The 18,195-nt window shown below is 55.6% G+C and carries 17 protein-coding genes; 3 read left to right on the forward strand and 14 right to left on the reverse strand.

Going from position 1 to position 18,195, the window contains the following annotated elements; genetic code table 11:
• The 4 genes from JUE30_RS09950 to nagA all read right to left on the reverse strand — a co-directional run.
• Positions 1-3,887, reverse strand: a 3,887-nt coding sequence (locus JUE30_RS09950) for a KxYKxGKxW signal peptide domain-containing protein (protein WP_203624710.1), incomplete at its 3' end; no start/stop codon positions are given.
• A 444-nt stretch (positions 3,888-4,331) separates the two neighbouring features.
• Complete coding sequence (locus JUE30_RS09955) at positions 4,332-4,523, reverse strand: hypothetical protein (RefSeq protein ID WP_203624711.1); 192 nt, start codon at positions 4,521-4,523, stop codon at positions 4,332-4,334.
• A 14-nt stretch (positions 4,524-4,537) separates the two neighbouring features.
• Entirely contained in the window at positions 4,538-5,695 is a 1,158-nt protein-coding gene (locus JUE30_RS09960; protein WP_203624712.1) for a TPM domain-containing protein, read from the reverse strand.
• A 114-nt stretch (positions 5,696-5,809) separates the two neighbouring features.
• Positions 5,810-6,973, reverse strand: a complete 1,164-nt coding sequence (gene nagA, locus JUE30_RS09965) for an N-acetylglucosamine-6-phosphate deacetylase (protein ID WP_203624713.1) — start codon at positions 6,971-6,973, stop codon at positions 5,810-5,812.
• A 363-nt stretch (positions 6,974-7,336) separates the two neighbouring features.
• Here nagA and JUE30_RS09970 point away from each other — a divergent pair, with 363 nt between their 5' ends.
• A complete protein-coding gene (locus JUE30_RS09970; protein WP_203624714.1) occupies positions 7,337-7,492 on the forward strand; it encodes a hypothetical protein in 156 nt (51 codons plus the stop codon).
• A 344-nt stretch (positions 7,493-7,836) separates the two neighbouring features.
• On the opposite strand, the gene JUE30_RS09975 is transcribed toward JUE30_RS09970, so the two are convergent.
• Entirely contained in the window at positions 7,837-8,661 is an 825-nt protein-coding gene (locus JUE30_RS09975; protein ID WP_203624715.1) for a Cof-type HAD-IIB family hydrolase, read from the reverse strand.
• A gap of 680 nt (positions 8,662-9,341) precedes the next feature.
• Entirely contained in the window at positions 9,342-10,766 is a 1,425-nt protein-coding gene (locus JUE30_RS09980) for a nicotinate phosphoribosyltransferase (protein ID WP_374706451.1), read from the reverse strand.
• 96 nt (positions 10,767-10,862) lie between these two features.
• Between JUE30_RS09980 and JUE30_RS09985 the strand changes: the two genes are divergently transcribed.
• Positions 10,863-11,813: a bifunctional oligoribonuclease/PAP phosphatase NrnA gene (locus JUE30_RS09985; RefSeq protein ID WP_203624717.1), complete on the forward strand. Its 951-nt coding sequence runs from the start codon at positions 10,863-10,865 to the stop codon at positions 11,811-11,813.
• Between the two features lie 29 nt (positions 11,814-11,842).
• Positions 11,843-12,436: a histidine phosphatase family protein gene (locus JUE30_RS09990; RefSeq protein WP_203624726.1), complete on the forward strand. Its 594-nt coding sequence runs from the start codon at positions 11,843-11,845 to the stop codon at positions 12,434-12,436.
• Positions 12,437-12,509: 73 nt separating this feature from the next.
• On the opposite strand, the gene JUE30_RS09995 is transcribed toward JUE30_RS09990, so the two are convergent.
• The 8 genes from JUE30_RS09995 to JUE30_RS10030 all read right to left on the reverse strand — a co-directional run bounded on the left by JUE30_RS09995 (position 12,510) and on the right by JUE30_RS10030 (position 18,047).
• Entirely contained in the window at positions 12,510-13,772 is a 1,263-nt protein-coding gene (locus JUE30_RS09995; RefSeq protein WP_203624718.1) for an ABC transporter permease, read from the reverse strand.
• Positions 13,759-14,451 carry an ABC transporter ATP-binding protein gene (locus JUE30_RS10000; RefSeq protein ID WP_203624719.1) on the reverse strand — a complete coding sequence of 231 codons (693 nt, stop codon included), beginning with the start codon at positions 14,449-14,451 and terminating at the stop codon, positions 13,759-13,761. The genes JUE30_RS09995 and JUE30_RS10000 overlap by 14 nt, the downstream gene beginning before the upstream one ends.
• A gap of 68 nt (positions 14,452-14,519) precedes the next feature.
• Positions 14,520-14,666, reverse strand: coding sequence for a hypothetical protein (locus tag JUE30_RS10005; protein ID WP_203624720.1), 147 nt, complete (start codon positions 14,664-14,666; stop codon positions 14,520-14,522).
• On the reverse strand, positions 14,656-14,901 hold the full coding sequence (locus JUE30_RS10010; protein ID WP_203624721.1) for a hypothetical protein: 246 nt from the start codon (positions 14,899-14,901) through the stop codon (positions 14,656-14,658). The genes JUE30_RS10005 and JUE30_RS10010 overlap by 11 nt, the downstream gene beginning before the upstream one ends.
• A gap of 11 nt (positions 14,902-14,912) precedes the next feature.
• Positions 14,913-15,713 carry a hypothetical protein gene (locus tag JUE30_RS10015; RefSeq protein ID WP_203624722.1) on the reverse strand — a complete coding sequence of 267 codons (801 nt, stop codon included), beginning with the start codon at positions 15,711-15,713 and terminating at the stop codon, positions 14,913-14,915.
• Positions 15,706-16,413 (reverse strand): ABC transporter ATP-binding protein, encoded by a 708-nt coding sequence (locus tag JUE30_RS10020; protein ID WP_203624723.1) that lies wholly within the window; start codon positions 16,411-16,413, stop codon positions 15,706-15,708. Before JUE30_RS10020 ends, JUE30_RS10015 begins: the two co-directional genes overlap by 8 nt.
• Complete coding sequence (locus JUE30_RS10025) at positions 16,406-16,786, reverse strand: GntR family transcriptional regulator (RefSeq protein WP_203624724.1); 381 nt, start codon at positions 16,784-16,786, stop codon at positions 16,406-16,408. Before JUE30_RS10025 ends, JUE30_RS10020 begins: the two co-directional genes overlap by 8 nt.
• Positions 16,787-17,153: 367 nt before the next feature.
• A complete protein-coding gene (locus JUE30_RS10030; RefSeq protein WP_203624725.1) occupies positions 17,154-18,047 on the reverse strand; it encodes a hypothetical protein in 894 nt (297 codons plus the stop codon).
• Between the last annotated feature and the right edge of the window lie 148 nt (positions 18,048-18,195).

An 18,195-nucleotide genomic window follows, 5' to 3' on the forward strand; every position in this document is an offset into this window, starting at 1 on the left:
GGCGTCGCCTTGGTGATCAGGCCGGTCGCTTCATCGGTCGTGATATTCCAAGTAACAGCAGGTTGTGTGACCGCCTGCGGCGCTCCTGTCTTAGAGCCGTCCACGGTATACACGATAGTCCGCGTTGTTCTCAGCGTTGAAGCTGCCGTCTTGTGCTTCAGGTGGATCACGAAGCTGTTCTTGTTAGCATCATCGGTCAACATATACGACACTTTGCCATTACTTATTGATGGTTGGTTTGGCACCAAAACATAATGCTCCGGAACCGTGATATTATAAGTCCCAGTAGCCCCATTGGCAGCATCTAAGCTAACAGGATCACCAACTTTTGACCCGTTATTGTCATCGTCAACATAAGTTACCTGACCAGAAACGACAGTCGGTTTTGTTTCTATTTCGTACTGAACAATGTCACCGTCAAAATCATACTTAGCCACTTGGCCAAATGCTGCAGTGCCATTAGGATGATCCTGATCATAATCCTGACCGCCATTCCCTGTATTTAGAATTTTACGGCTATTAGCAACTAAGTGATAGCCCGTGGGAATTAAGGCCTCATCCGTCGCATTTAAGGTCTGCGGAAAATCAGTCTCCGCCATCGTGTCCTGACCATCTTTATAATTTTTTGTCAGGTCTGGCAGTTCGATATATTTATCGTCTCCAGTATCAGCCTTATAGTGCAGCCGGGCTGTTACGGTATCCGTACCAGTAATATTGATTTGAGCAGCTTGGCCTTTGCCAGCAATGAGGCCTGGTGCACCAGCAGAGTAAAATGCTGTCTGTAAATAACCTACCTTGCCATTGTCATCCCAAAGAGTATCGTCTGTTCCCGGTATTTCAACCCGCCCAGTTTCTGTCCGACTAGGAATCGTCCCCACGTTGATCATGATGGACTTAATCGCACTCCAGTCTGTCACCATGGATTCGGGAACATAACCGTTAGGGCTAGAAGGATTTGGATTTATGGTTGCACGTTCTGTCGAGTACAAAACGACTCCGGACAGCGGATCTCCATTGGCAAAAGTCGTCGGCAGTTTGACTGGCCCGGTCAGCTTGAAAGTATATGTTGACCCCTGATCATCATCTTTTTGTGGCAGGTTAATGACTTCCGACGAGTTAGTAGCGGCAGAGCTTGTCGCGTCAATCATATTCACGTAAAAATTCTGCGCTTTATCACCGTGAATGTCTGAATTACCCTGAGCAGCTGGTGACCCATCCTGATTACCCTGCGCTAACGAGGCAGCAAGACGGGCATCGGCCATGTCAATTGTCCACTTCTCGGAAAGATAGGTAACAGTATTCGCATGAATAACTTTCGCTAAAATCGGGTCTTTCACTACCTGCAACCCACTCTGAAGAGGTGTAGTCGGCGAATATATCAGTAATTGAACCGGATATTTCCCTGCAACATCATCTGGAAGATTGTCAAAGAAAACATGCGCATACGAATTAGTAGCTTTTGAGGTGTCGACCCAAACGCCAGTACCGGAATAATCAAAAGTAAATAGAGTGCGACCATCAGTTAAACCCGTAGTCGTTACTTTAGCGCCCTTAACCGACTCCTCATCAACAAATCCGTGAAGTTGTGGCGGCAGCACTGCATACAGGATTGGCTCTTTAATCAGATTGGTTGTCTGCCCATTAGAGCCGGTATACTGCAAACTCACTTCACCGGATTTACTCTGACCGGGGAACGTAGATTTTGACTCAGCAGTCTTATTTATATAGCCAGTGACATGTGCCTGAAGTCCCACAACAGTCTGTTTAAATGAAACTGGCGTGATAGAACTGTTGCCGGTCACCTTTAAAGACATTGTGGTGGTTAAAACATCACCGACTTTGACTGGATCACCATTGTCATACGTTTTAGACAGAGTGCCCAGAAGAAACATCCCATCCACCGGTTTACCATATGAATCTTTATTTTCAGATCGAGCGCCAGGAGCCAATAAATTAGGCGTCAGTTCAATCTTGCGAATTGCTGATTTAGCAGTTGGTTTAATAGTACCGCCAGCAGCCACTGTGCCAGTCTCAACTGAGTTGTCAGCCAAGGTAAGCTGATAACTATAGGAAGTCGTGCCAGGTAGATAGGCCGCCGTTCCATCAATCTGTTCAGATGGCACCTGTAGACCTGTGGCATCAAAACCGTTAGGTACACCAATCGTAAATGTTGCATTTGTTTGCGGTGCAGCACCTTGATAATCAAAGGAAAATTTGTTGAGGTAATAAATTGGCTGATTGGTCTCATCTTCAGTAGCAAGAGTCAGCTTATCCGCAGTAGGCGACCCATTACCCTTGACTTCAGTCTCCCCTTTAATCGTCAAACCACTGTCATCGCCATCGCCAGAAGGTAGCATTGTTTCCGTCCAAGGCGTTTTTGCGGTCGCTGTCAAAGTTGGCGCATCATCGCCATCACCCAGCTTTTGAATCAGCGTGGCTGGTCCCGGAGCAACTAACGGCTTGGGGTCAGGGTTCGGCGACACAGCATATTTACCGGCAAGTAAATATGGAGCGCCCCACCCTTGATTGCCACTGCCTTTTGGCACAGTAATCACAATGTTAGTACCAGCACCACCGGGTTGAGCAATTGTCGTGTGATCCTTAAAATTATTCAGTTGAGCCGTCATATCCGAATCCAAAGTAAAACCGGTCGGCACGGGAATCGTTATCGTGGTCCCATAGTTGACTGCCAAATTGACTTGGGAGCTTGGGCTGCCAGTCTCATCCTGCTTGCCGTTTTGTTCGGGAGTGGTGAACTGATAAACATATTCAGTATCCGGTAACAGACTGCCAATGCTGTCATCATCGTCGCCTGCTGGGTACTGGCGTTGAATTGGATTAATGGCGATGTTCGGTTTTACCGTTTGTGTCATGGTAATTATCTTCTGGTCTTTACCATTAACATCGTATTTAATCTGACTAGTCGACGTACCAATGTCTTTCATCGGTCCGTTGTCGGTATCCTTACTGTTCCCGTAAATGTAAAGAATAAGCTTCTGAGTGACACTCGCATCGGCAGTAAAGGTGTTCGTAATAACCCAGTTTCCTTGGTCATCCTGCTTCCGAGCGGTAGTCCCCACCGACGCTGGTATTGGCTCAGCCTTGGAGCCATCGAAGCCCCAGGAATTGTTGCTGGCTGGAATCGTAATTGTGAAGACGTCACCGGCATGACCAGACATGTTAAATAGAGCCGTCATGTCTTTCGTGACACCTGAACCGACCCCAACGTTGGTCGAAGGTATGTCTAAAGTGGCACTAGCGGTGGAAGCTGTTGGTGCTTCTTGAGTGTCTGCCTGCACCGCAACAGCATCAACCTGCGTCTTCGTCTGCACTGGGGCCTGCTGTACATCAGCTGCCACGGTCTGCTTTTGTGCAGAATGTTCCGTTGCAGCAGAACCTGCATCAGTTGCTGTTCCTACGGGTTGACTAGTCACCTGAGCAGACGAATCATTTTGGGCTTGAACCGGCGCTGACTGTGTCTTAGCTTTCTGGTGAGTCTGTGTTGTCGAAACAGCTGGCGTTTGAGCTACTGTCTGAGTATCGGCCTGACCAGACTGATCAGCTTGAGCAGGCGTAGTGACCTGCTTGGTTGCAGCTTTAGTGGCGTCAGTAGCTGGCGTATCGGTGGGTGCAGACTTCACACTGCTTTGCAGCACTGCTGACGCGCTGGGCTTCACAGCTGTACCACTTTCCGTAGCAGGCGCACCATCAGGAGTTTCCGTCGTTGCCGCATGCGCAGTCAGCGGCTGTTGAAAATACATAGAACCCGCAAACAGCATCGAAATCCCCGCGACTGCCCATAGCTTTCCGCGCTTATACAGCTTATAATGCCGCTTCTCCACGGTAGTATCAGCGGCTAGCCGCTTCATGAGATGTTTATCACCCATAGTTCACTACTCCTTTTTAAACATGAAAATCCAGATTTCCTTTATACGAACCTATAATAACCCATTTTATTACGTCTTTGTCTGTCAAAATAGCATATTCAGACTTCGAAATATGAATTTTGGGGTGTCAAGTCCCCATGCCGTAAGGGTTTGCGCCGTTAACCAAATTAACAAATTTTTTGTTCAGTGTCACACAGTAAGGCCTTTACCAATTCGACCTTCTCTTGCCGGCTGCCCTGTAGAACCCGTATCAAGGCATCTGCCGCTTTAAGCCGAAAATGGATTGAGCCAAATGGTTCGTGAACAACGCCTCATGTCAAGCACTCAAAATAATCACCACAGCATTCACACCATTGTACACACAAGTCTTGAGTATTGATTATGATAAATACCTATTCAGAGTCAAAAGAGACCGGCTTCCGTTAGAAAGTCGGTCTCTTTTGCTTACCAGCTGCCGCCGAAGCCGCCGCCACCGGAAGCACCACCACCGCCGCCGGCGCCAAAGCCGCCACCACTGGAAGTCGGTGCGCTGGCATGAACGTAATTGGCAGTCACCCACACCGGCATGCCGGACACGCCGGTCTGCTCGATTCCTGGGTCGCGCTTATGCTTTAAGATGACAGACCAGAGCTTCATCAGTTTATCATCGCTCAGTGAGGCATCCTCGGCGTGACATGAGCAAAGAATTCCTGCCACACGTGACTGGCCTCTTCGGGCTTCGCGTCGCTGAAACGGATCCACTTTTCAAAGCAGTCCTGGTAAGCCCCGACCTTACGCTGCTCAGCGTCGGTGTGGTCCTTGATCGTCGTGAGGGCCGGCAGTCGCCCTGGCCGTTCAGTCTCGTCGGTCAGTACCGCCGCCAGACTGGATGCGGTGGCCAGCTCCGCCGCCGGCCACTTATCGTCAGTCATGCGGTCGTCTTGCACCTTGTAGTAGTAATACGGCAGCGGTCCGAGCTGCGGTGCGGCCGCTAGCCACTTGATGTAGTCACGGCGGATCAGCTTGGCGAAAGCGGCGTTCAAAGCCAGCTGCCGGCTAAACAATTGCCAGCCCCCACCAGGCACCTTGTTCGGATTGATGGCGATGCCGGCTTCGTGCAGCTGCTGAAGGATGGGAAAAGTGTCCGGCTGACCATCCAGCGTCCGGCCGATCCAGTTGCGTAGCAGAAAGAACCGCGCCGCCATGCCCACCATCATCAGAACCCAGACCCAGATGATGCCGACGATGATGGCATTTTGCAGCCGCTCGTGCGCCCGGTGCCGGCCAATATCGGCTGGGGTGTAAATGGCGCTTTGGTGCCGCTGAACGCGGTGAACAGTGTTGTTAACAATAGCCGCGATGGCCTGGTCGTACTGGTCAGCGCGCAGCTGATTTTTCACGTGATCCGTCACGATTTCATCGGCCGAGCCGTCCGGCACCACCGGCTCAAGCCCGTATCCGACCTCCAGCCAGTAGTGGTGCTCCTTGGGCTCGATGGTGAGCAGCAATCCGTTGTCCCAGTCGGCGTGGCCAAAGCCGTACTTTTTGAACTGTTCGTTGGCGTAGTCCTGCAAGTCGTCCTCGTCCTTGCCCGACGTGACGATCACCGCGATCTGCGGCTTGCCCTTGATCCGCTGAAAAGCACGGTAGTTCGCGCTGTACAGAGCCTGCTGCGTGTGCGCACCAATGACCTCTTGCGGATCGCGGTACCACTCCTGCGTCTGCTGAATCTGCTTGTCGGTCAGGCTCGCCGCCTGCACCGGGTGCCCAATCCCCAGCATCAGTACTAGGCCTAGCACCAGACTGAGCCAAAGTCCCCATTTTTTCATGATGATATCCTCCGTTGATACCTACAGTCTACTGCGGCAGACCACGGGCGGCCACCAACTTTAGGCCGAAAAAAATGCCCACCTTCTCAGGTAGGCACTGATCACACGCAAGGATTAAGCCTGGTACCGAGATTCCCCGTTCAGGTATGTCTCAGACAAACTCATGTCTGGGTTCAGGACCAGGAAGTCGGCGTCGCGGCCCGGCAGGATGCTGCCGCAGGTCGCGTCGATCTTCGCGGACTTGGCCGGGACGTACGCGCCCATGTTGATGGCCTCTTCCGGCGTTGCGGCGTTCCAGTCAACAACGTTCTTGATGGCGTCCTTGAGTTGCAAGATGGAACCCGCGAGGTTGTGGGTCTCGTCCTTCAGGCGCGCGGTGCCATTGGCGACCACGACCGGGAATTCACCCAGCATATAGTCGCCGTCCGGCTGCAGGCCGGCGGACATGCAGTCGGTGACCAGCGCAATGTGCTCGGCAGTCTTCTCGCGGACCAGCACGGAGATGACTTCAGGCCGGACGTGGTGCCCGTCGGCGATCAGTTCGTCGTCAACGTTTTTCAGGTACATCGCGGCGCCGACCATGCCAGGCGCGCGGTGGTTCAGGCCGCTCATCGCGTTGAAGGTGTGGCAGAACATGCTCGCGCCGGCCTCGATGCAGGCCTTGGCCTGTTCGAAGGTCGCGCTGGAGTGGCCCAGGGCAACGACCTTGCCGTCGTCGCCAGCCATGTGGCGGATGAATGGCACGGCGTTGTCGCGCTCAGCGGCCAGGGACATTTTTTGCAGCAGGCCCTTGGCACTCTTTTGCCATTCGTCGTATTCGTCGATGGACGGGTCGCGGAAGTACTTCGGGTTCTGCGCGCCCTTGTGCTCCTCGGTGAAGAATGGGCCTTCAAAATGAATCCCCTTGATCTTGGCGCCCTTTTCCTCGCCGGCGTGATCGCCGATGGTTTTGCAGACGTCATTGAGCTGGTCGAATGAGCCGGTCAAGGTCGTCGGCAGCCAGCTGGTAACGCCGGTGCGCAACAGGCCCTCGGACATTTCCTCTAGGCCGGCCCAGTCGTTGTCCATGACGTCGTGGCCCAGCAGCCCGTGAATGTGGGTGTCGACCAGGCCTGGCGCGATCCACTGCTCGCCGTAGTCCTTGATCTCACCGGCCGGCTTGTGGCCGTAACTTGGGATGTACTCGCCAAACTTGCCGTCAGCGGTGACTTCCAGCCAGCCGCCGATTTCGGTGTTGTTCTTCAGGAAAAACTTTGCAGCATGAATGTAGTAGCTCATTGCGTGATCTCCTTAGGTTTGATGTAGAGGTTTACTTCCATTCACCAGTGTAGCACGGTTGCCGGTAGTGGTCTAGGCCAAAAGCTAGCCAGCAGTGCTCTACGGACAGCATAGCACGGCTAGCGGCGAGCGGTCCGGCTCAAGCCTTTGGGGAAAAGGCTCCCCACGATTAGTGAATTAATGTTCGAGATGAATAAATTTGTAATCCCTTGCGGCTCTAGGCAGTTTGCGCATTCTCCAGTATAATACAGAGCGCAGAACAACCAAACTGCGGTGGTATCTTCGCATTCGAAAGAAGGTGAGGCTTATGGCCATTGAGGCCCATAACCTTAAATTCTCAAGAAAGGAGGTACAAGTTTACCCATGATCGACGCGCTGGCGTGGATCATCGACTGGCTCAGCGATAATGCGCTGCCGGTGCTCCGCTGGGCGACACGAGTAATCGTGTGGCTCACGCGGCTTCACCGCGCAGCGAAGAAGCTGAGCAAGTCTTTCGGCCACGGCCGAAAAAAAGGGTAAACTAATAGCCGCGTTGACTTTTAGCTGGGTCTGACGCGGCTATTGGTTAAATGTCGGCCACCAAAGAATGGTGTTCTGCAGGGGCGCCCTTCCCGGCGTCCTTTTTGCTGTCCTTATTATATCATGGACGCGCATTCGCGAAAAGAAGCTGAGCAAGTCTTTCGCCCGCGGCCGGAAAAGGCCGTAAACTCATTGCCGCGTTGACTTTTTAGCAAGAGCTCTACGCGGCTAATTAGTTGAATGTCGGCCACCAAAGATTGGTGTTCTGCAGGCGAAGCGTTTGGCAGCACGCCTTCCTGCTGTCATCATTTTACCATGGTGCAACAAATCTCAACAACGAGTGATCACGCCTGCTTGAAGACCTTCTCGTACAGTTCCGTCACCGGATCATCGTTGTTGGTGGCGTCGAGCACCAGCCCGGCCGCGTGCTTGACCGCTGGGATGCCGTTGGATACGGCAACGCCCAGGCCGACCTGCTGGAGCATGCTCAGGTCGTTGGAGTTATCACCCAGCGCGATGATTTCGTCCTTTTTGATGCCAATCTGCTCGCCCAGCGCGATGGCGGCCTTGCCCTTGTCGATCGCATCGGGGTTGAACTCGACGTAGCGGTTGGATGAGTAGGTCACGGTCAGTGGCGCCTTAATGGTGTCCTCGACTTTTTCGTAAAAGCGGCGGCGCACACCGAAGTCCAGATGCTGGAAAATCACCTTGGCGATGGGCTGGTCCTTGAATTGGCTGAGGTCTGGCGCCGAGAACTGCTGGAAGTCGACGCCGCGGTTTTCGAGGTAGTCGCGCTCCGGCTCGTTGATGTTGGCCACGTAAACGTGATGGAAGGTGTAAACATGCGCGCAGAGGTCGCCTTCCGCCATCGCTAGGCGGTAGATTTGGTCGGCGATGTCAAAATCTAGCGTGTGCTGCACGAGGATGTGGTTGTCCTTGTTTTCAACGATCGCGCCGCCGTTATAAGAGATCACATACTGGCCGGCCAGGTCCTTGGTGCCGATGGTCGAAAGTAGCGGCTGGACGGACGCGAAGCCGCGGCCGGTGTTGGGCACAAACTTGACGCCCTCATCGCGCAGCTTGTGAATCGTCTCGACGTCCTTTGGTGACACCGACCCGTCGTCTCGCAGCAGGCTCTCGTCCAAATCGCTCACGATCATCTTATACATGCAACCAGCCCCTCATCTCTTCGTGTTAGTTTTATTGTACCGCAGCACCGAAGCGAAAAAGGCTAAGACTTGGTCACAATTTTGCCGCATTCGCCCACTATAGTAGTCAGTATCGAAACAAGCCTCCAACCTGTTTCGCCCTGCGTCGATGCTGCCTCTAACTCCGTCGGCGCGCTTTTTTCTCCTTGAATTTTTAAATTGAACAAAACAAAATATTCCTTACTTTTTACGTCACACTTTCTTCACATTCCGATATTAGTATGAACAACATAGAAGCGAGCGAACAACTCGTTCCTATCCAAACCCTACTTTTTCATTTTTACTCCTCCAAAGTAAAAATTCGGCAGTGCGCTCCCCCAAAGCGCGCTGCCATCCCTACCCCAATTAGCCGTCGGCCCCCAACCGGCGGCTTTCTTTTGCCAAAAATTCACATTTCACCGCAAAACCTGCAAGGTGCTGTCACTAATTCTTCACAGACCCTCTGTAGTATTAACACCATAGAAACAAGGCAAACTTGCTTCTATCCCATACCCCAATCTTCATATTTACTCCTCCTAGAGTCTCATCCCCCCAAAGTGAGACTCAACCCCCAAACTTTTGCCGCCGGTCCCCCAACCGGCGGCATTTTTTGTGCAAAAGAAAAACTGCAACCAGCTCGGTGTGCAGTTTCTATTTGAAAATTAGTCTTTCTTGGCCTCGTCCACCAGTTGCTGCTGAAGGTCCGCCAGCTTCTGGGTCACGTACACGGTGTAGGTGTCCGGATTGACCAGGCGCTGGGTCTCAATCGGCAGCTCGCTGAGCTTGGCCTTGGCGTAGCGCTGAATTTCAAACACGTCGCTTGGCGCCGGCTGATTCAGCGGTACCCGCGCAGCCAGCGGTTCGGCGTCGAAGGCCTTAAGCACGATACGCTTGGAGGTGAGCAGCGGGTTACTGTTGACCACGGCCAGCGGCGCTTCCAGCTTTTCGTCGGCCAGTGCGATGACATCGGCAAAAGCCTCATGAGTGCCCGGTGTGTACAGGCGGTAGGTCTGCTTGATGCCAGGCAGGGTGGTTTTTTCAATCGACGCTGAAACCTTGATTTTTGGCTTCAGGACACCGTTGGTCCGGGTGGCCGCCAGCTTGTAAACGCCGGACAGGACCGGCGACGACGAGCTGGTGATCATTTTCTCGCCGATGCCGAAGTTGTCCAGCGGCGCGCCTTCACCCAGCAGTGCCGGGATGACATTCTCGTCCAGGGCGTTGCTGGCGGTAATTTTCACGTCTGGGAAGCCGGCGTCGTCGAGCATGCGGCGGGCCGCCTTGGAAAGTCGCGCGATGTCGCCGGAATCGATGCGGATGCCGACCGGTTTATGGCCGGCCGCGCGCAGCTCCTTGAACACCGTGATGGCATTCGGCACGCCGGAATTCAGCACGTCGTAGGTGTCGACCAGCAGCGCCGCGTTGTCCGGGTAGTGCTTGGCCCAGGCGCGAAAAGCGGCCAGCTCACTCGGGTAGGCTTCGACCCAGCTGTGGGCCATGGTGCCGGCCGCCGGAATGCCGAACATTTTGGCCGCGAGCACGTTGGAGGTCGACGCCGCCCCGCCGATGATGGCCGCGCGGGTGCCGTAAATCGCGGAATCTGGCCCCTGCGCCCGGCGCGCGCCGAACTCCATAACTGGCCGGCCCGCCGCGGCAAAGGTGATGCGCCGCGCCTTGGTGGCGATCAGCGACTGGTGGTTCAAAATGTTGAGCAGCACCGTTTCCAGCAGCTGCGCCTGATCCAGCGGCCCTTCGACCGTCATCAAGGGCTCGCGCGGGAACACCGGCGTCCCCTCGGGCACCGCAGACACCGTGCAGTCCAGCTTGAGGTTAGCCAAGTACTGCAAAAAGTCCTCGTCGTACAGCTTCAGGCTCCGCAGGTAGGCAATGTCATCAGGCGAAAAATGAAAATCGCGCAGCACATCGACGGCCTGCGCCAATCCGGCCGCCACCACAAAGCTGCCCTTGTCCGGCACGTCGCGGTAAAAGATGTCAAACACGCCGCGGGTCTGCGGCAGGTCGTGGTGGAAGCCGCCCGCCATGGAAAATTCGTACAAGTCCGTCAGCATTTCTAGATTACGCATGATGATCTCCCTGTCTTGTCAGTAATTAGCTTCAATAATACCACAACGCCGGTACCTTTTTCGCAAGGTAAACGCTAAACTACTCGTAGGAGGCACATCATGCAAGCAACCATCACGCAAATTCTCGCGGCGCTGAAAGCCGCGGACACCATCATCATTCACCGCCACCAAAACCCCGACCCGGACGCGTTCGGCTCCCAGGGCGGCTTGGCGGCCGCTTTGACCGCCGCGTACCCGGAAAAAACCGTCCTCAAGGCGGGTGACCCCGATGCGGGCCTGGCGTGGATCACCACGCCGGATGCCGTGCCGGCTGAAGCCTACGCCAATGCCGTCGTGGTCGTCATCGACACGGCGAACACGCCGCGCATTGCCGGCCCCCATTGGCAGGACGGCAAGCAGCTGATCAAAATCGACCACCACCCGGACCGCGAGTCCTTCGGTGACCTGAGCTTCGTCAACACCGAAGCCTCCAGCTGCTCGGAAATTGTCGCGGACATGATTGCGGCCAGCCCCGACCTGCAGCTCACCAAGCCGGTGGCGGCCATGCTTTACGCCGGCATCATCGGCGACACCGGCCGCTTTTTGTACGACCTGACCACGCCGCACACGCACGAAGTCGCCGCTGACCTCATGCGCACCGGCATCGACGCGCCGGCGATCGGCCGCGCTGAGTCCGACTACTCGCCGGCCATCGCCCATCTTGAGGCGTACGCCCTTGGCAACATGCAGGTCTCCCCGCACGGTGCCGGCAGCCTCTTCGTCACGCAAAAAGTGATCGAAGAGCTCAGACTGCAGCCCGGCGAGGCCCAGGCGGCAGTTTCGACGGTCGGCAAGCTCACCACAGTTTTATCCTGGGTCATGTTCACCGAGCGCGCGGACGGGCAGTGGCGCGTCGAGCTGCGTTCCAAGAACTGGCCGATCAACCACCTCGCAGTCAAGCACGGCGGCGGTGGTCATCCCCTGGCCTCGGGCGCCGTGGCCAAGAACCTCGACGAGTGCCAGCAGATCATTCAGGAGCTCGACGCGCTGAACGCCGAGCAGCAGGCGTAAGTTAACCTTTTGCTAGAACGAAAGGATTAATTATGAAAACTCTCTATCTTATGCGTCACGGCGAGACCTTGTTCAACGTCTACCACCGCATCCAAGGCGCCTCAGATTCCCCGCTGACCGCGCGCGGAATCGCACAAGCTCAGGCGGCCAAGGCTTTTTACGACAAACGCGGCATTCACTTCACCGACGCGGTGTCCTCCACCCAGGAGCGCGCGTCAGACACCTTGGAGCTCATCACCGACCAGCCATACCAACGGCTCAAGGGCATCAAGGAGTGGAACTTCGGCGTGTTTGAGGGCCAAAGTGAAACGCTCAATCCTAAGCATCCCGGCGAGGCCAGCTATGGCACCTTTTTTGCCGAACACGGCTACGGCGGCGAGGCGATGCTGGACGTGCAGAAACGCATGGTGGCCACACTCACTGAGGTCATGCAGCAGTCCAAAGGCGACACCGTCCTGGCGGTCAGCCACGGCGGCGCGATGCACGCGTTCCTGCTGCACTACCTGGCCTGGCCGATGACCGGCTACCAGATTTACACCGGCAACTGCGCGATCCTCGAAATGAGTTTTGACGGCAGCGAATTCCACTTTGTTGCCAGTGACGACCCGCTGCAGGACAACTGATTTGACCGCAAAAATAGCGCCACGACCCGCTGCAAATTGCGGATCGCGGCGCTTTTTGTTCAGCTAGCGAAAATTATTCGTAGCGCAGCGCCGAAATCGGCACCAGTCGAGCCGCGCGGATCGCCGGCAGCGTGCCGGCCAGCACCGCAATCACCGTGATCAAGGCGAGAATGGTCAATGTATTTCCGGCGCTGAATTGAATCAACGTGAAGCCAGACATCCCTTTTAAGAACGAGCTGGTCGCCGCCTTGTTCACAAAGTTGCTGGCCAGCAGCGCCAGGCCGCACCCGCAGCCCGCGCCGAGCAGGCCGATCAAGGCGGCCTCTAAGCTGAACGAGGCAAAAATCTTGCCGCGGCTGAGGCCCAGCGCCTTCATCAGGCCAATTTCGCGCGTGCGGTCGCGGACCGACATGTACAGCGTGTTGATGATCCCAAACGCGGCCGCCAGCAGCGCAATCGCACCAAACAGGGTCAGGCCACCGGTCACGGCGTTAATGGTTTGGTGAATCGACCCCACTTCATCGGCGAAAGTCGAGCTGGCCATCCCCTTTTTCGTCAGCGCCGATTGGATCCGCGAAAGGTTCTTCTTCGTCGGGTGGCTCACCGTGGCCAGCACGGTGTAGTACTGGTTTTTAACACTGCTCGGCAGACCGGTGTTGTTGACGCGGTTGATCGCATCGATGAGGCCTGGGCTGAAGACGACCTGACCGCCATCGACAATGCTGGCGTTGCGGACGCCGACGATTTTGGCCCGAAGCACCTGGCGCCGGTTCGTCGTCTGGTTGGTAGCGGCGATCTGGACGGTGTGGCCCAGTGCCGCCTTGGGGTTCGAGTAGCCCAACGCCTTGACGTAGGCCTTGTTCAAATCGACGGTGTAGGCGCGGCCGCTCGCCTGCAATCCTTGGGCCATGTCCACATGCGTGCCCTGGCCATCGGTGGCGGTGATGGCGTACTTCTGCTTGCTGGCACCTTGAATGTACTCGGCGGTGAAGTTCTTCATCGGTGTGACCTTGGCGACACCTTTCACCTTGGCAATCGTCTGCACCTGCTTGGTCGTCAGCATTTGCGTGCTGGCCGTGCTGCTGACGGCGGGGTCGTATTTCTCCGGCTTATCGCTGGCGCTGCCAGACGGCGTGTTGGCGTAAACCATCAGCTGGTCCTTTTCGCCGACGTTGTCCACCTGCCTACTGATGTACGAGTTGACGCCGACGCGAATGCCCAGAGTCAGCGCAATGGTGAACGCCCCGATCAGCGTGGCCAGCACCGTCAAAATGGTCCGGCTTTTGTTGCGCCACAGGCTTGCCGCGGCCGTCCCAAGTAAATCACGCAATTTCATGGCGCTCGCCTCCCACCAGTTGCCCGTCGCGAATCTGCAGCTGCCGGTCGCACTTGGCCGCCAGGTCCGAATCGTGGGTGACGATGATCAGCGTGATCCCGTGCTCCCGATTCAGCTTGAACAGCAGCTCCTCGATCATCTGCCCGGTCACCGAGTCCAAGTTGCCGGTCGGCTCATCGGCAAAAATGATCTTCGGCTGGTTGACCAGCGCCCGCGCGATGCAGACCCGCTGCTTTTGGCCACCGGATAAGTCCGTGGCCTTGTTTTTCGCCTTGTCGAGTAGGCCGACCTCGCGCAGCGCCGCCTCCCCGCGTTCGCGCCGGGCTTTTCCGGTCACGCCGGCGATTTTCAGCGGCAGCACCACGTTATCATACACGGTGTCCTTGCTGTTGAGAAAAAACTGCTGGAACACGAAGCCGAACGTCGCCGACCGAAGCGCGTTGAGCTGGCGTGTTTTGAGCTGATGCGTATCCTGCCCGTTCAGCACCACCGTGCCTGCAGTCGGCCGATCCAGCAGCGCCAAGAGGTTCAGCAGCGTCGACTTGCCCGAGCCGCTTTTGCCCACGATCGCCAGCGCTTCGCCGGCTTCGATCTCCATGTTCACGTCGTGCAGCGCCGTGAACTGCGCCGCGCCCTTCCCATAAGTGCGCGTTAACTGCTTTGTCGCAATCATTGCCATGTTGCGTCCTCCAATCCCCTGCGGTCCCACGCCGCAATATTTCCTAAAACCGGCCCCACGCCGGCTGCTTACTGCAAACTGCTGGGCTTTCTGAGCGTCGCCGCGTCCTTTTTGCTGATGCGCCACGGGCCTGCGCCCACTACTGGAAGGTGCTTGGTTTTGACCGCATCGGTGCCGCGGTACACGGTGAGCGTGATGCGGCGGTCAGTTTTCACCACTTGCAGCACATAGCGGTACGCGACCTTCGCCCCGGCAGGCAGTTTGGCCTTTTTGGCGGAGCCGAGGCGGCCGGTGATGGCCGACAGTTTTTTTCACCCCAGCAGCCTTTTTGATCGTCGTCACCCGCTGGCCCGCCGCATTGTAAACCTCCGCGTAATCGGCCTGCCGTTTCTGACAACCGGCCAGGAGCAATACCAGGGCTGCAGCCGCCATAATCAGCCATTTTTTCATGCTCAAGCCTTCTATACCGCCGTTGGTGTCTGCTTGGTTTCCACCCAGTGGCTCAGCAGAAAGCAGTTCAGCGCGCCGAGCAGCAGCACCGCCACGGCAAACACGCCAGTGCTGAGCCAAAGATCGGCAAGCACGGTGCCGTGCATCGTCAGTCCAGCGCCGTCAATCGTCATGGACGAATTAAGCGAGGCGCCGGTGATACCGGTCACCTTGATCAGCCAGCCGAGGCCGCTGAAGAACCAGTCAACCAGCTTGAAGGAAATCAGAATGCTGGCAAAAATAATGACGCGCCGGAGCCATTTTTCCTGCATACCCGGCAGAAAGTCAGTGATCACGGTGATCAGCATGTGTTCCAGACTGATCAGCGTCCAAAGCAGCAGGAGCATCACCAGAACCAGGACCAGCACACTGGCCACCATCGTGAAACCAGTGTTCGACCAATTTCCCTTATTTCCAGAAACCAGCACTTCCACAGTCGTGATCGCCGCGATGACGACCCACAGGTAGACGCTGGTCGCGAGGTTCGAAAAAGTGCTGGCGCAGTACAGCTTCCAGTCCGCGATTGGCACCAGCCGCCAGCGGTTTTGCACCCAGACCTGCTCTTGGCTTTGCGCCTGGGCGATGAAGCCGATCATCACGGTAATCAAGCCGAAAAGGGTCGAAAAGCCAAGCACATCGTCTGTCGAAATCCGCCCTAGCAGCCGCATGACCACGAGCACTGCGATCACGCCCAGGTCGATCTCGATCAGCTGCGTGACCTGCCTGGCCCGCTCTTTGGTCATCTGCCGAAATACTTTACTCATGCTAGTCATGCTGCTCACCTCCGTAAAAACTCTCAAAGTAGGCCTCAATGCTTTGGCCCTGGGCGCGAATCGTATCCGCCGCCTCCTGAGCGACCACGGTCTGGTCCTTGATCACGACCACCTGATCCAGCAGCTGGTCGATGTCCGACACGTGGTGGTCGGAGATCAGCAGCGTCGCCTGCTCTGGCGTCCAACGCAGAATGCTGCTGAGCATCGCCTTGCGCGTCATCACATCGATGCCGTCGAACGGTTCATCCAGCAGGTACAGCGCCGCGCGGCGGGACAGCGTCACCGCCAGCTGCAATTTGCGCTGATTACCTTTGGACAGGCGCTTGATGCCTTGCTTTTGGTCCAGGGCCAGCAGTTCGGCCAGCTGCAGGAAGTCCGCCGTGCGAAAATCCGGGAACAGCGCCGTCATCACGTCGGCCACCTGACCCACGCGCCAGTTCGGGTTGAACCCGGCCATTTGCGCGGAAAAGCTGACTTGTCCCTTGCGCTGCGGCGCCTTAGTGACGCCGCCCACTTCGATCGTGCCGCGGAAGTTGATCGCGCTGCCGGCGATCAGCCGCATCAGCGTCGTTTTCCCTGCGCCGTTGGCCCCCAGCAGGCCGACGATTTGGCCGGTCGGCAGCGTCAAATTGACGTCTTTTAAAATCTGCTTCTGGTTCCGTCGATAACTCAATCCCTGAATCGCCAATGCCTCAGTCATGCGATTCACCACCCTTTCGCTCCTTGATGTACTCCTCCAGTGCCGCGACCATTTCCGCGGGCGCCATCCCCAAAGCGGCCAGATGATCGTAGGTGCCGGCCAGCTCGCCTTGGATCACGCGCTTTTTCATCTGGGCCAAGACCTGCGTGTCCGTCGTGACAAAGTTGCCCTTGCCGCGCTCGGACACCAGGATGCCTTCGCGAATCAGCTCCGTCAGCGCCCGCTGGATCGTGTTGACGTTGACCGTCAGCGTGAGCGCCAACTGCCGCACCGCTGGGACCTGCGCGCCTGGCACCAGGTTGCCGACGATGATCTCGCGGTCGATGTACTGCTCGATTTGAAAATAAATCGGGACTTTATCGTCGAACTCCATGCCGCGCCTCCTCACTAGTGTTCTAGTTAGCTATTACACTGGTACTATACTGCCTCACTCAGAAATGTGCAAGCAATATCGCAAAAATTTCTTATCCACCCGGACAGTTGAGCCTCGGCACCCAGGTCACAATCATCGCTCCGGCGCCAAAGTCTGATGACGACTAAGCGACTGCCATGATCTGTCGAAATCGCAAAACCGCACTCACTAAGAAAACTGTGAAATTTGGCTCACCACGTTTGGCGAAATTTTTCCTTATTTAAACCATTGGGCCTGTCGCAAATTCTGTCAGGCATTTATTTTAAGTCGTTAAACAATCAAAAAGGCCCCAATAAGGGCCTTGCAAAATCCTAATTCACCTTGAAACTTAGTACCGCCGGTATGCCCCGATACGAGCATCAGCTTGCGCTAATAACCCGGTTTGGACCGCGGATAATTCCGTTTGAACCCTGCCCCAGTAATTGATTGCGTTCGTCATGTGATTGACTTCATCGGCAACCTCATTGATTGCGTCGACTGCGTCTTCAATCGCATTGGTGATCTGGTCCCGGGCCTGATCGATTGAGTCAATGACCGCCGTAGTAGCGGAGTGAATCTCGGCAATCAGGCTCTCTTTGAGGTCATTCATCTGTTCGCTCTGGTCCACCAGCGTTGTCGCGGTCTGCCAGTCCGCTGCCCGGCCATTCCAAAACTGCAGGTAGACGCGGAATAAGTGCTGCATATTCTGTGTGTCGTCAGGCGGGAAGAATCCGACATGCGCATTAACCGTGACGATGTACTGCTGCAATTGCGCATTCGTCTTGACCAAAGTCTCTTGCATTGCTTCAACATACTCACCGCGATATGCGGTGATGGCATCTGGATATTTAAATTCTTTTTCAAGTAGCGCTTCATCATTACGGTTATTCGCCCGCCGGTATTCCTCGTCGGCTTTGAGAATGTCTGTCCTGACTTTACGAATCCGCCAGTTATGATAATTTGACCAGGGCTGTGAGAAATGAAAGCCAAATTTAGCCATAAGATACAACACAACAAAGATAGGAATCATCACCGCCGAAAGCAGAGAGAACAATACTAATACAACCGAAATCAAAACGTTTGGGGCATAGGTCACACTTAACCCGGCACCCACACACAGCCCCCAGGCAATAAAAGTGCCCCAAAAAGCCGTTCTCGTGTTGTGATAATCAATTTTCTGCTCTCTTGGATACCCATTCGGATGCGCTTTAAAATATGCTGCCTCATGCGGGTGCTGGTTCAAATAGACGTAACCCTGGATTATTCACCTCGGTATTTGGGACATGAAATCGCATCTGGTCGGTCTGAAAGCAACGTTTGGAGCGTTGCGAATACTGACTGAGCGGAGAAGTTGGTGATCGATGCACCACGAACAGACCGACCCAGTTTTC

Source organism: Lacticaseibacillus sp. 866-1 (genome assembly GCF_016861825.1).
GTDB lineage: Bacteria > Bacillota > Bacilli > Lactobacillales > Lactobacillaceae > Lacticaseibacillus.